Genomic DNA, 13,013 nt, shown 5'->3' with positions numbered 1-13,013 from the left:
GCTGAGTCGATCATGTTTCGCACCCGAGCGGTCCACATCGGACACCGTAACGATCCGGCGGCGCCGCACGCGGGAGCTCAGACCCCCGGCACGCCCGCCACCCGCAGCGCGTGCACCAGGTCCCACTCCTGCTCGACGGAGACCTCCCGGGCCGCCGCCAGCAGCAGCGGCAGCAGCCGGGGGCCGGTTCCGGCCAGTGCGGCGGACTCCTGCGGTGTGCGTACGCGGACGAAGGCCCCGAGCAGGTCCCGCGCCTCCCGTTCCCGGCCCGCGTCGTCCAGGGCGAGCACGGACGCGGCGACTTCGGCGGCGGGCCGGGCCACGCCCTGGCGCAGCAGCAGCCCGCAGTCCGCCTCGCGCCCGGCGGCGGCCAGCGCCCCGGCGGCCGCGGCGAACCCGGCGGGCGGCAGCGAGGACACCTCCCAGAGCAGGGTCGTCCAGTCGGCGGACAGCCCGGCGCGGTACAGGGCGACCGCGAGCACCGGCAGCCGGGGCGCGGGCCAGGCCGCGACCTCGCAGAGCACCACGTGCGCCTCACCGCTGCGGCCCTCGGCGCGCAGCCGGACCAGCTGGGCCACGGCTCCGGCGACGGCCTGCCCGGCGGCCGGATCCGGCAGGGCGTCCGGCGCCCGGTCCCGCCCGGCCCCGCCCCGGCCCCCGTGCCCCTCCCGGCTCTCCTCCCCCGCGCCGCCGAAGCGGGCGCCGCGCGGGGCGGGCGCGCCCGAGCGTGCGGGGGCGGGCGGACCGGGCAGCGGCATCGGGGCGTAGCCGGTCTCCTCCTCGTCGACCTCCAGTCCGGCGAACCGGGCGCCCCGCGGCTTCTTCCGCCGGGGCGCCGGGGCGGCCGGGGCGGCTTGAGCGGCGGGTTCGGTCGACAGGCCGGGAGCGGGCGCGCCCTGGGCGGGGGCGTCCGGGGCCCCGGCCCCGGTTCCGTCGTCGCTCGCGGGCCACCGGGCGCCCGGGTGTCCGGCCGCCGGGTCCCGGACCTCGGCGCGCGGCTGCGGAATCCGGCCCGTCGCGGCCGTCCCGGCGGGCGGTTCCTCGGGGTGCTCCGCCCGGAACCAGCCCTCGGGCACCGTCACCGCCGCCAGCCGCTTGCGCAGTTCCGCGCACCGCGCGGTGGCCCGTTCATGGTCGTCGCGGGCCCAGGCCAGCGCCTCCGGTCCGGCCGGGTCCGGGCCGCCGGGTCCGGCGCCGCGCAGCCGTTCCGCCGCCCGGTGCTGCTCGCGGACCATCAACTCCAGCCGGTGGACCAGCGCCTGGCGTCCGCCGGGCCGCCGGTCGTGGGCGGCGGCGGACGCGGAGTAGAGCGCGGCGGCCCGCACCGAGACCTGCTCGGCGAACCGGGCGCCGTGGAGTGCGGCGAGGTCCGCGAGCAGCGACTCCACCACGTCCCAGGGCGGGATCTCGACTCCGTCGAGGCAGGACCGCATACCGGCCGGATCGCGCCGGCCGAAGACCCCGTACCAACCGCGTCCGGGGTCGAGACGGGCCACCAGGTCCCGCAGGTACTCCGCGAACGCCCCTACTTCGTCAGCCTGTTGATGCACCGTCATCGTCGCCCTCGCCGACTGTCGACTGGAGCCTTCCAGTCCGGAGGCATTCGACCGCAGACGTGTTACGGGACGGCTACGCGCGGCTTTCGGGCACGCTGCGGCGGGAGCACGGCGCCCGGCCGCGCGCCCCGGGCGCACTCCACCCGTTCCGGTGGCGGCGGGCGCGGCCGGGCTCAGAAGGTGACGGCGATCCCGGTGTGCGGGCGCTTGCCGAAGCGGGCGATCGTCGCCGGCCAGTCGACGAGCCAGAACTTCCAGGTGTACTTGCGGGCCAGCAGTTTGCGCGCCGCGCGGGTGCCGTCCTCGTCGAGGAGCGTCGCCGTGCCCTCCGCGCTGGGGGCTCCGTCGGCGATCCTGCCGCGCACGTCGCAGACGGTCACGACGACCTTGCCGTTGTTGCGCAGCCGCTTGACCTTCCACGAGTCGGAGCGGGTCCAGATGTACAGCACATCGCCCTCGGCGGCGGCCCAGACGGGCGTGGCGACGGCTGTGCCGTTCTTCCGGTACGTGGTCAGACTGACGTATTCGCTGCGCGCGAAGTCCTGGAGAGTCACGGCGCGACCCTACGCGCCCCGGTGGGCGTCCTGCCGGTCGGGGCCGTCCGCATGGGTGAGGGTCTCCCAGGCGACGAACAGATCGTCCGTGCCGGCGGGACGTGTGGCGGCGGCCAGCTTCTCGGTCTCCGGGAGCGCCAGGTGCAGACGGCGGCTCAGATGGTTCAGGGCGATCTCGACGTCCGGGCCCATGGTCCGCACCACCGTGCCGCCGCAGAGCCACTTCGGCGGTTTCGCGCCGAGCTGGTAGCGGGCGTGGAACTCCAGGGCGGAGCGCAGCCGCTGGGCCTGTTCGGCGTAGAGGTCGACGCCCTGGTGCCAGGCGGTCTCGGCGATGTGCGCGGTGGCGGCGAGCGCGTAGCCGATGTGCATGAGGTTGCGGCAGGTCTCCTGGCCGAGCCCGTCCACGTACCTGCGCTGCCCGAACCAGTACGCGCGGATCTCCTCCGGGGTGTCGATGGTGCTGCCGGGCGGCGGCTCGGGCAGCGGCCCGTCGGAGGTCAGGTAGAAGTAGGCGGGCACCCGGTCGCGGTAGCGGCGCAGCGCGTCGGCGAAGACGGTGTGGTCCTCCAGGAAGACGGCGATGCCGATGGCGGCGTCGGTCATCGTCAGTTCCCAGTTGCCGTTGTAGTCGGGCACCGGCGCGGTGACGTCGGGGAGGTAGGCCTTGCGCAGCATCCACTTGAAGCGCTGGACCGCGGGGCCCTGCCAGGCCGGGTAGGTGGCGTGGACGAGGTCGGCGGCCCTGGCCCAGGTGGAGCCCGCCCAGGCGGCCTGGAGGCCGGCGTTGCCGTCGCTGTGCTTCTTGAGGGCGGCGGACCAGGCGTCCATGATCCGTACGGCCTCGGCGGCGTGCCGGGGCTCTCCGGTGAGCTGCCAGAGCAGGGCGTGGGTGTAGGCGGCGATGGCGTCCTCGCGCTCCGCCAGACAGGCCGGCGGACCGGAGTTGGGTGGGCAGGCCACGTCCTCGGCCGGGTGCGGGGTGTAGGCGAGCGAGGCGTACCGGCTGGCCGTCATCGCGTCGAACGCGGACTTCCAGGGCTCCCGGCCCTCGGCGACCTTCTCCCGTACGGCGGCGAGACCGTCGGCGCTGACCACCACGCCGGGATGCCGGAAGGCGGTGGGGCCGGTGGTGTCCTTGGGCGCGGCGGAGTCGTGGGCGGCGGGGGCGCAGGCGGGCAGCAGGATCAGCGGGGCGATCAGGGCGGCGAGAACACGTTTCCGTACGGGCACGCCTCCACGGTGGACCGGGGCGGAGCGCTCCGCAGGATCTGTTGCGCCGCCCGGGGCCGCCCGCGCGGTGCCGCCCGCCGTACGGGCCTCCGTACGGTTACGCGATCAGCGGCACCGCGGCCGGCTCCGGCCCGCAGCGGCCGAGGATCTCGTCCATGGAGAGGCCCAGCGCACCGGCGAGGGCGGCCACGGTGAAGAAGGCGGGCGTGGGGGCGCGGCCGGTCTCGATCTTCCGGAGGGTCTCCGCGGAGATTCCGGCGCTCGCCGCGACGGCGGCCATGCTGCGCTCCCCGCGCGCGGCACGGAGCAACGCGCCGAGCCGTTCGCCGCGCAGGCGCTCTTCGGGTGTCAGAGGGGTGCGGACCATGGGCCCATCGTACTACGGAATGCCATTTCTATACCGTCATTACTATACCGCTTCGACCGGTATAGTAATGGGCATGGTGCACATCAAGACGGACACACAGCTCGAAGCGATGCGCGAGGCCGGACGGGTCGTCGCGCAGATCCTGACCCGGGCGCGGGAGGTGGCGGCGGTCGGCGTGACCCCCCGCCAACTGGACGAGGCGGCCCGCGAGGTGCTGAGCAAGGCCGGAGCCTCCTCGCCCTTCCTGAACTACAAGCCGCACTTCGCGCCCACCCCCTTCCCGGCCGTCGTCTGCGTCTCGGTCAACGACGCGATCGTGCACGGCATCCCCTCGGCCGAGCCGCTGCGCGACGGTGACCTGGTCAGCGTGGACGCGGGCGCGCTCCTCGACGGCTGGGCCGGTGACTCGGCGATCAGCTTCACCGTGGGCGAGGCCCGCCCCGCCGACACCCGCCTCATCGCCGCCGCGAACCGGGCCCTGGAGGCCGGGATCGGCGCGGCCGTGGTGGGCAACCGGATCGGGGACATCGCGCACGCGATCGGCACGGTCTGCCGCGAGGCGGGCTACGGGATCATGGAGGGCTACGGCGGGCACGGCATCGGCCGGACCATGCACGAGGACCCGTCCGTGCCGAACGAGGGACGCCCCGGGCGCGGTATGCCGCTGCGGCACGGCATGGTCCTGGCGATCGAGCCCATGCTCATCGCCGGCGGCGGCGACGAGTTCCGCCACGACACGGACGGCTGGACGCTGCGCACGACCGACGGCAGCCGGGCCTCGCACGCCGAGCACACGGTGGCGATCACGAACGACGGCCCGCGCGTCCTGACCGCGCTGTGAACACGCCGTACAGCCGGACACGCTCTAGGAGCGTCCGACGAACTCCCTGGCCAGTGCCGCTCCCCGGCTCTGCGCCCGTGCGCGGCTCTCGATCGGGGAGACGCGGGAGTTCTTGAACGCGATGTACGTGACACCGGACGCCGCGCCTCCGGTCGAGGGGTCGGGGTCGATGCCCAGGGCCTTCGCCATGGCGTACGACGCCTCGCCGATGATGTTCGTGGGGCCGGTGTCGCCGATCACGCCGTAGCGCACCCGGTCGCGGTACACGACGGCCACCACGCTGCCGCCGGTGAGCCCCGACTTCCGGTAGTCCCACACCTTGCTCGGGCCCGGTACCACCACATAGGGGAGCGCGGCCGAGTCCAGCGGTTCGCCGCGGGAGCTCTGGAACGCGGTCTCCGGCAGGAAGTACGGATCGGTCTTCCTGTTGCAGGCCTTCGTCTTCCGGCCGTCGCAGTCGATGTCCATGTCCGCCTTCCAGAAGACGGCGTCCTCGGTGCCGCAGACGGGGACCGTGGCCTTCGCGCTGCCGCTGTCCGTGCGGTACTCGCCCTTCGAGATCCGGGCGCAGGCGCGGACCTCGGCCAGCAGTTCGGCGGCGGTCGCCGCGGTGGCCGTTTCCGGCTCCTGGCCGGGGGCGGGTCCGGGGCCGGTGGCGGACGCGGGCAGGGCCGCCGCTCCGAGGAGCGCGGCGCCGCAGGCGGCGGATGTCAGGGCGAGCATGCGGGTGCGCATCGTGCGGAAGAACCCTTCCCTCGGACCTGGGGACGCCCGTACGGGTTCCCTTGGCGGTGCGCCAAGGCCGCGGGGCCGGTACCGCGCGCTGTGTCGCGTGATACCGGCCCCGCCGCCCCTGCTTCGTCCGGCCGGCTCAGTGACCGCCGCCCGGATGCACCACCATGGCCGAGCCGCCGCCCCGGCGCACCTTTTCCGCCGCCGCCAGCCAGCGGCCGTCGGGCAGCCGCTGCACCCCGGTGGCGGCCCCGATCTCCGGGTTCTGCTTGAAGGCGTGGCCGAGCTTCTCCAGCTCCGCGCGGACCGGGCTGTTCCACAGGTCCGGCTCGATCTCCGTCGTCGGCGCGTTGCGCTGGCTGGCGCGCGGCGCGGCGATGGCGTCGACCAGCGGGAGCCCCCGGTCCAGGTGTCCGGTGAGCGACTGGAGGACGGTGGTGATGATCGTGGCCCCGCCCGGTGAGCCGAGCGCGAGCACCGGCTTGCCGTGCTTCAGCACGATGGTCGGCGAGATCGACGAGCGCGGCCGCTTGCCCGGGCCCGGCAGATTCGGGTCGTGGACCGCCGGGTTGGCGGGGGCGAAGGAGAAGTCGGTCAGTTCGTTGTTGAGCAGGAAGCCGCGCCCGGGCACGGTGATGGCGCTGCCGCCGGTGGACTCGATCGTCAGGGTGTAGGCGACGACGTTGCCCCACTTGTCGGCCGCGGTGAGGTGCGTGGTGTTCTCGCCCTCGAACGTGGTGGGCGCGGCGGTGCCGCCGCTGCCGCACCGCTCGGGGTTGCGCGGGTCGCCCGGCGGCAGCGGGCTGGTCAGCGCCTTGTCGTCGCGGATCAGGCACTCCCGGGAGTCCGCGAACCGCTGGCTCAGCAGCCCCTCGGTCGGTACGTCCTCGAAGGCGGGGTCGCCGACCCAGCGGCCCCGGTCGGCGAACGCGATCCGGCTCGCCTCGATGAGCCGGTGCAGATACTGGGTCCGGTCGGCCCGGGAGAGGTCGGTGGACTCCAGGATGTTGAGGGCCTCGCCGACGCTGGTGCCGCCGGACGAGGAGGGGGCGATGCCGTAGACGTCCAGGCCCCGGTAGTTCACCTTGGTCGGGTCCTGGCGCAGGGTCCGGTAGGAGGCCAGGTCCTTGCGGGTCAGATCGCCGGGGCGGACGACCCGGGTGGCGTCCGGGTCGACGGGCGGCTTGCGTACGGTACGCACGATGTCGTCGGCCAACTCGCCCCGGTACAGCTCGCCGACGCCCTTGCGGCCGAGCTTCTCGTACGTACGGGCCAGGTCCGGGTTCTTGAACACCGAGCCGACGACGGGGAGTTCGCCGCCTGGCAGAAACAGCTTCGACGAGGCGGGGAAGTCGGCGAACCGGGCCTGGTTGGCGGCGGTCTGCGAGCGGAAGGTGTCGTCCACGACGAAGCCGTCCCGGGCCAGGCGTTCGGCCGGTTTCAGCAGCGTACGCAGGGACTTGGAGCCCCATGCGTCCAGTGCCCGCTCCCAGGTGGCCGGGGTGCCGGGTGTGCCCACGCCGAGGCCGCTGGTCACCCCCTCCTCGAAGGGGATCGGCTTGCCGTTCTCCAGGAAGAGGGAGGCGTCCGCGCTGCGCGGGGCGGTCTCGCGGCCGTCGATGGTGCGCACCTGGCGCGTCTTCGCGTCGTAGTGGACGAAGTAGCCTCCGCCGCCGATGCCCGCCGAATAGGGCTCCGTCACGCCGAGCGCGGCCGCGGTGGCCACGGCCGCGTCCACCGCGTTGCCGCCCTTGCGCAGCACCTCGATCCCGGCGGCCGACGCGTCCGCGTCGACGCTCGCCACCGCTCCCCCATGTCCCACCGCCACCGGGGACTTGGGCGGCGCGGGCCTCGGCGCGGTGGACCCCGCGGAGGCCACCGGGGCGGCGGCTCCGACCGAGGCGACCACGGCGAGGACGGCCAACAGCGACGTGTTCCGACCGACGGAACGGCGCATACGTACCTCCAGTCAACGGATCTCCGCCGCAGGGTAGCCCCGGCGGACCCGGATCGTCAGGACCGCCTCGAACGGTTACCCGAATGACCGATACCATGCGCGCCCATGACGGACGACGTACGCAACATCGTGCTGGGCGTGATAGCCGCCGGTATCAGCGCCTCGCTGGGCTGGCTGGCCCGGACCTATCTCTGGCGGCGCAAACTCCGCCGCAAGCAGGTCTTCTTCGGACTGCCGGCCAACTCCGAATGCCTGCTGGTGGTGAACCGGTACGCGGGCGCCGACGGGTCGGTGCACCGCTACGACGCCTTCGCGCTGCTCGAACTCTCCGCGCTGATCAAGGACTGCGCGGCGCACGCGCAGATCGTCACGCACGACAGGGCCCAGCAGGGGTTCGGGGAGCGTACGGAATTCTGCGTCGGCGGTCCGATGTCCAATCAGCGGATGGCGGCCCACCTGCGGACCCTGCTGCCCGGCGTGCGGATCAACATCGAGCAGGATCCGGGCCCGGACCGGGTGGCGTTCCAGGTCGGATCGGAACGCTACCGGCTGGAGCCCGGCACCTCCGAGTACGTACTGCTCGCCCGGCTGACGGGCGGTCAGGAGGCGCGCCCGGTCTTCCTGTTCTGCGGCCAGCGGGCCATCACCAACCAGGCGGCGACCCGTTATGTGGCGCGGAACTACGAGAAGCTGCTCCGCAAGCACGGCAACAAGTCGTTCTGCCTGCTGCTGAAGGTCGTCAACTCCCAGGCGTACGGCCCCGATGTGGTCGAACTCGTCGGCGATGTGACCCGCGAGGCGCAGGCCCCGGCGCCCACCGGCACACCCGCCTCGCACCGGGCGGGCAGCTGACCGGGCCCGCTATCGGCGGCGCAGCCGTGCCCGGCCGGCCGCGACCGCCGTGGTGATCTCGCCGATCCCGAACGGCCGGGCCAGCAGCACCACGACGAACAGCAGCACGAGGGTTCCGGCAGCGGCGGCGGCCACGTCCCCGACGCCCTCCGCCGCACGGGCCGCGCCGTACGCCAGCGCACCGGCGGGCAGACAGGCGGCGATCAGGCGGGCGTGCGCGCCGAGGGTCGGCGACCGCAGCAGGGAGGCGGTCCCGGGCCCCGAGAGCCGCCTCGACAGGACGTATCCGGTGACGGCGAACCCGGCGAAGAAGGCCACCGTGCTCGCCCCGGCCATCCCGGTCACCGCCCAGCGCGCCGGCAGCAGCAGATACGCGACGACCGAGAGGCCCGCCTGCACGGCGGCGATCACCAGGTTGAGAAGGAACGGGGTGCGGGTGTCGCTCATCGCGTAGAAGCCGCGGGAGAGGACGTACTGCCCGGAGAAGGCGAGCAGCCCGGGGGCGAACGCCATCATGATTCCGGCCATCACCGTGATGTCGGCGTCGGTGGTGCGCCCGTACCCGAAGACGGAGCCGATCACCCAGGGCGCCAGCACCAGCAGGGCGGTGGCGGCAGGCACAACGACGGCGGCGCTGGTACGCAGGGCGTACGCGACGTCGCGCCGCAGCCCGGCGAGGTCGCCGTCGGCGGCGGCCCGGCTCATCCGGGGCATCAGCGCGGTGACGAGCGAGACGGTGATGATGCCCTGCGGGACGACCCAGAGCTGGTAGGCGTAGCTGTACGCGGTGTAGCCCGCGCCGCCCGCCACCTGCTGCTCGAACGCCTCCTGACCGGCGATGGTGGAGTACCGGGTGACGACCCAGTACGCGAGCTGGTTGGTGAGGACCAGCAGCACGAGCCAGCCGGCCGCGCGCATCGGCCGGGTCAGTCCGCTGCCGCGCCAGTCGAACCGGGGCCGCCAGCGGAACTTCGCGGCGCGCAGGGCGGGTATCAGAGCGAGGGTCTGGACGGCTATCCCGGCGGTGGTGCCCCAGCCCAGGAGGTGGGCGTCGGTGTCGGAGAGGGCGCCGTCCGAGCTCGCGGCGACGGCGATGTAGAGGCCGAACACCCCGATGATCACTACGTTGTTGAGGACCGGGGTCCACATCATCGCGCCGAACCGGCCGCGGGCGTTGAGGACCTGGCCGAGCAGGGTGAAGAGCCCGTAGAAGAGGATCTGCGGCAGGCAGTAACGGGCGAGGGCGACGGTCAGTTCGGCCTGGCGGTCGTCGTAGTCGGTGTAGAGCCCGACGATGAGGGGCGCGGCCGCGACGGCGAGCGCGGTGAGCGCGAGGAGGCCGACGGTGCACAGGGTGAGCAGCCGGTCGGTGTACGCCGCTCCCCCGTCGGCGTGCTCCTTGGCGGCCCGGACCAGCTCGGGGACGAAGACCGCGTTGAGCGCGCCGCCGATGAGCAGGATGTAGAGGATGTTGGGCACGGTGTTGGCGACCGTGTAGCCGTCCGCGGTCAGGCCGGTGCCGAGTGCCGCGACGACGACGGCCGAGCGCACGAAGCCGGTGGCGCGCGAGACGACGGAGCCGGCCGCCATCACGGCCCCGCTGCGCAGCACCGAGGCCGGCTTGGCCGAAGGCCCGGTGGTGCTGTCGACGGTCGCGCTCACTGATGGTCTCCCGTGTTCCGAGGTGTCGGCCGACGGTGGAGCGTACTCCGGACCGAGAAGGCGCCTCGACCTCAGGGTTTTCCGGGAGCGGACGGAACCCGACATGAGGGAAATGCCTCTCCCTTGCTGAGTGTCGCCGCCCTGGAGGTTTTTCCGTTGAGTTCCGCACGCCCGCGCATCCGTCGTACCGCCCCGGCCGGCCGGAGGACCCGGCTCGCCCTGACCGGGCCCGCGGCGCTGCTCGCCGCCGCGCTCACCGCGTGCTCGGGCGGCCCCTCGGGCTCCGCCGGGGCGGGCGGGGACGACAAGGCGCCCGACACCAGCGTCTCGGTGAACCTCACGGGCAAGGCCGCGGCGCCCGGCGGTCCGGTGAAGGTGACGCTGGCGCGCGGAAAGCTCAAGACCGTGTCGGTGACGGCGGGCAAGGGCGGTGCGCTGGCGGGGAAGATATCCGCCGACGGCCGGACCTGGACATCGGAGCGGGTCGCCGCACCGGGCACCGCGTACACGGTCGAGGCGAAGGACACGGACGGCGGCAGCGACCGGGCGGCGTTCACCACCGCCGCGGCCGAGAAGGTCAACAAGCTGTCGCTGGCGCCGGGGAAGAACACGACCGTGGGCATCGCACAGCCGCTCTCCGTCGTCTTCGACCACCCGGTGAAGGACAAGGCGGCCGTCGAGAAGGCCCTGAAGGTCTCGACGTCCAACGACACCGAGGGCTCCTGGGGCTGGCTCCAGGACTACTCGGGCAAGGACCGCGTCGACTGGCGGCCCGAGGAGTACTGGAAGCCCGGCACGAAGGTCACCCTGGACGCACGGCTGAACGGCGTGAACACGGGCGCGGACGGCGGCTGGTTCGTCCGCGACTACACGACGACGTTCACGATCGGCGCGGCCCAGGTGGTCAAGGTCGACCTCGACGGGCACCGGCTCGCCCTGCACCGGGACGGGAAGCAGGTCCTGGACATCCCGATGTCGGCGGGCACCCCGGGCGGCGAGAAGGCCTCCTGGCGGGGCACGGCGGTCCTGATGTCGAAGGAGGGCACGATCAACATGCGCTCCGAGACGGTGGGCCTCGGCGACGCCTACGACAAGATGGTCGACTATTCGATGCGGCTGACCTGGTCGGGGATGTACGCGCACGCGGCCCCGTGGAACGCGGGCTATTTCGGCCGGGCCAACCGGAGTTCGGGCTGTGTCGGCATGAGCGACGCCGACGCCGCCGCGCTGTACGGGCAGGTGCGGGTGGGCGACCCGTTCGAGATGACCGGCGCGGACGCCAAGGGCCCGGTCGCCGAGGGCAACGGGTACGGCGCGTGGAACGTGTCGTGGGCCGACTGGCAGGCCAAGAGCGCCCTGAAGTGAGCGGCTGCTGACACGACGGCCCAGGGCCTGACGTCCGCCGAGCGGCCCCTCGTCGCACATCTCTACGACGTGGGGCCGCTCGGCGTCGGCAAACTGGTCAGCAATGCTCCGTACACCTTCCACGGGCAGACGCCGGGCCGGCCGTTCCCCGTGGACCTGGAGCTGTACTCCACGGCCTACGACGTCCCGGCCGGTCACCGGCTCGCCCTGGTGATCGACACCGTCGATCCGCTGTACATCGAGCACAACCCGACCGGCGCGCAGCTGACCTTCTCCTCGCCCGGCACGGACCCGAGTCATCTCTCGGTCCCGCTGCGCGAGAAGTGATCACCGACTGCTGCCGGGCGGGCACTGCCCGGCTACTGCCCTCCTGGCAGCAGCGTCCCCGGTTCGGCCGGGGCCACCCCCACCGCCTCCGTCTTCGGATTGCGCCGTTGACGGCGGGCCACCCAGGTGGCGAACCACGAGAGCAGCATGCACATCCCGATGTAGATCGGAGAGATCACCATCACGACGGGGATGAAGGGAAGATCGTAGTCGAGATTCGACGCGATCAGCTTTCCGGCGTGGAGGAATTCCTCGTAGGTGATCAGATAGCCCAGTGAGGTGTCCTTGAGCGCGACCACCAGCTGACTGATGATGGTCGGCAGCATCGCGCGTACGGCCTGGGGCGCCAGGACGAACGTGGTGACCTGCGTCTTGCGCATGCCGAGCGCGTACGCGGCCTCGCGCTGGCCGCGGTCCACGGAGTTGATCCCGGTACGGAACACCTCCGCGAGGACCGAGCCGTTGTAGAGCGTGAGACCGGCGACCAGGGCGGGCAGCGGCTGGACCTTCAGCGCCACGAAGATGAAGAAGATCATCACCAGCACCGGCATGGCCCGGAAGAACTCGACCAGCAGGGTGGAGATCCAGCGCAGCACCCGGTGTTCGGAGAGCCGGCCGACCGCGAGGACCGCGCCGAGCGCGAGCGAGAGGACCGCGGCGTACGCGAACGCCTTGAGGGTGTTGCCGAGGCCGCGCAGCAGCAGCTCCTGAATGCCCTTGTACTCGAAGGGCGTCCACTTCTGCGCGGTGAACTGGTCGGTGTCGAAGAGCAGATAGACGATCCAGCCGAACAGTGCCACGATCAGCACCGTCGAGGCGATCCCGTACATCAGGTGCCGCTTGCGGGTCACCGGTCCGGGGATGTCGTAGAGCGCGGTGGCCGCGGGCAACGACGGCCTGCGGGTGAGGGTCTTGGTCATCGTGCCACTCCCCAGCGCTTCTCCATCACGTTGAACACCGCGCTGATGGTCAGGGTGATGATCAGGTAGCCGACGGCGATCCAGATGAAGGACCAGATGATGCTGTACCCGAGCTCGTTGAGCGTCTTGTAGGTGCCGAGGAGTTCGGTGACGCTGAACGCCCCGGCGATCGCGGAGTTCTTCGCCAGCGCGATCAGGGTCGAGCCGACCGGTGGGATCACCGACCGGAACGCCTGCGGCAGCACCACGGTGCCGAGGGTCTGGCCGAAGTTCATGCCGAGGCTGCGGGCCGCCTCGCCCTGGCCCTTGGGCACGGTGTTGATGCCGGAGCGCAGCACCTCGCAGATGAAGGCCGAGGTGTAGCAGCCGAGCGCGATGACGGCGAAGACCTGGAACGGCAGGACCAGCCCGAAGCGGGGCAGGCCGAGCAGGACCGCGAAGAACAGCAGCGTCAGCGGGGTGTTGCGGAGCACGGTGACCCAGACCGTGCCCAGCACCCGGAAGGAGCCGACCGGCGCGACCCGGAAGGACGCCATCAGGAAGCCGAGGACGAGCGCCAGCGCGGAGGCGTAGACGGTCAGCTCGACGGTCCCGAGGAAGCCCTTGCCGTAGAGGGAGAAGTTCTCTGTCAGTACGTCCATGGGTGA

General features: G+C 72.5%; 12 protein-coding genes and 1 pseudogene. 4 read left to right on the top strand and 9 right to left on the bottom strand.

What is annotated here, in order from left to right; all coding sequences use genetic code 11:
• Positions 1-77: 77 nt before the first annotated feature.
• From ACSMXR_RS31145 to ACSMXR_RS31130, 4 genes are all read right to left on the bottom strand, one after another.
• A complete protein-coding gene (locus ACSMXR_RS31145) occupies positions 78-1,556 on the bottom strand; it encodes a hypothetical protein (RefSeq protein ID WP_381847445.1) in 1,479 nt (492 codons plus the stop codon).
• A 173-nt stretch (positions 1,557-1,729) separates the two neighbouring features.
• Complete coding sequence (locus tag ACSMXR_RS31140) at positions 1,730-2,110, bottom strand: PPOX class F420-dependent oxidoreductase (RefSeq protein ID WP_137233963.1); 381 nt, start codon at positions 2,108-2,110, stop codon at positions 1,730-1,732.
• A 9-nt stretch (positions 2,111-2,119) separates the two neighbouring features.
• Positions 2,120-3,343: an alginate lyase family protein gene (locus tag ACSMXR_RS31135; protein ID WP_381847447.1), complete on the bottom strand. Its 1,224-nt coding sequence runs from the start codon at positions 3,341-3,343 to the stop codon at positions 2,120-2,122.
• A 97-nt stretch (positions 3,344-3,440) separates the two neighbouring features.
• Positions 3,441-3,710 carry a helix-turn-helix domain-containing protein gene (locus ACSMXR_RS31130; protein WP_137233965.1) on the bottom strand — a complete coding sequence of 90 codons (270 nt, stop codon included), beginning with the start codon at positions 3,708-3,710 and terminating at the stop codon, positions 3,441-3,443.
• A gap of 73 nt (positions 3,711-3,783) precedes the next feature.
• On the opposite strand from ACSMXR_RS31130, the gene map reads away from it, so the two are divergent.
• Positions 3,784-4,551, top strand: a complete 768-nt coding sequence (map, locus tag ACSMXR_RS31125; RefSeq protein WP_218524191.1) for a type I methionyl aminopeptidase — start codon at positions 3,784-3,786, stop codon at positions 4,549-4,551.
• A gap of 24 nt (positions 4,552-4,575) precedes the next feature.
• Here map and ACSMXR_RS31120 read toward each other — a convergent pair whose 3' ends face one another.
• Together ACSMXR_RS31120 and ggt are read right to left on the bottom strand one after the other, a co-directional pair.
• The gene (locus ACSMXR_RS31120) at positions 4,576-5,286 is read right to left on the bottom strand and encodes a glycoside hydrolase family 75 protein (protein ID WP_218524192.1); all 711 of its coding nucleotides are present in this window, start codon (positions 5,284-5,286) and stop codon (positions 4,576-4,578) included.
• A gap of 136 nt (positions 5,287-5,422) precedes the next feature.
• Positions 5,423-7,240, bottom strand: coding sequence for a gamma-glutamyltransferase (gene ggt, locus ACSMXR_RS31115; protein ID WP_473170393.1), 1,818 nt, complete (start codon positions 7,238-7,240; stop codon positions 5,423-5,425).
• Positions 7,241-7,345: 105 nt separating this feature from the next.
• On the opposite strand from ggt, the gene ACSMXR_RS31110 reads away from it, so the two are divergent.
• On the top strand, positions 7,346-8,092 hold the full coding sequence (locus ACSMXR_RS31110; RefSeq protein ID WP_473170392.1) for a hypothetical protein: 747 nt from the start codon (positions 7,346-7,348) through the stop codon (positions 8,090-8,092).
• Positions 8,093-8,101: 9 nt separating this feature from the next.
• Here ACSMXR_RS31110 and murJ read toward each other — a convergent pair whose 3' ends face one another.
• The gene (murJ, locus tag ACSMXR_RS31105; protein ID WP_473170391.1) at positions 8,102-9,754 is read right to left on the bottom strand and encodes a murein biosynthesis integral membrane protein MurJ; all 1,653 of its coding nucleotides are present in this window, start codon (positions 9,752-9,754) and stop codon (positions 8,102-8,104) included.
• A gap of 156 nt (positions 9,755-9,910) precedes the next feature.
• On the opposite strand from murJ, the gene ACSMXR_RS31100 reads away from it, so the two are divergent.
• The gene (locus ACSMXR_RS31100) at positions 9,911-11,119 is read left to right on the top strand and encodes a L,D-transpeptidase (protein ID WP_473170390.1); all 1,209 of its coding nucleotides are present in this window, start codon (positions 9,911-9,913) and stop codon (positions 11,117-11,119) included.
• 45 nt (positions 11,120-11,164) lie between these two features.
• Positions 11,165-11,446, top strand: a pseudogene (locus ACSMXR_RS31095) (CocE/NonD family hydrolase C-terminal non-catalytic domain-containing protein); the annotation flags it as partial.
• 32 nt (positions 11,447-11,478) lie between these two features.
• On the opposite strand, the gene ACSMXR_RS31090 reads toward ACSMXR_RS31095, so the two are convergent.
• A complete protein-coding gene (locus ACSMXR_RS31090) occupies positions 11,479-12,366 on the bottom strand; it encodes an amino acid ABC transporter permease (RefSeq protein WP_137233972.1) in 888 nt (295 codons plus the stop codon).
• The gene (locus tag ACSMXR_RS31085) at positions 12,363-13,007 is read right to left on the bottom strand and encodes an amino acid ABC transporter permease (RefSeq protein ID WP_030084160.1); all 645 of its coding nucleotides are present in this window, start codon (positions 13,005-13,007) and stop codon (positions 12,363-12,365) included. The genes ACSMXR_RS31090 and ACSMXR_RS31085 overlap by 4 nt, the downstream gene beginning before the upstream one ends.
• Between the last annotated feature and the right edge of the window lie 6 nt (positions 13,008-13,013).

Source organism: Streptomyces sp. DSM 106670, assembly GCF_055792845.1.
This window is presented reverse-complemented; position numbering and strand designations above follow the sequence as displayed.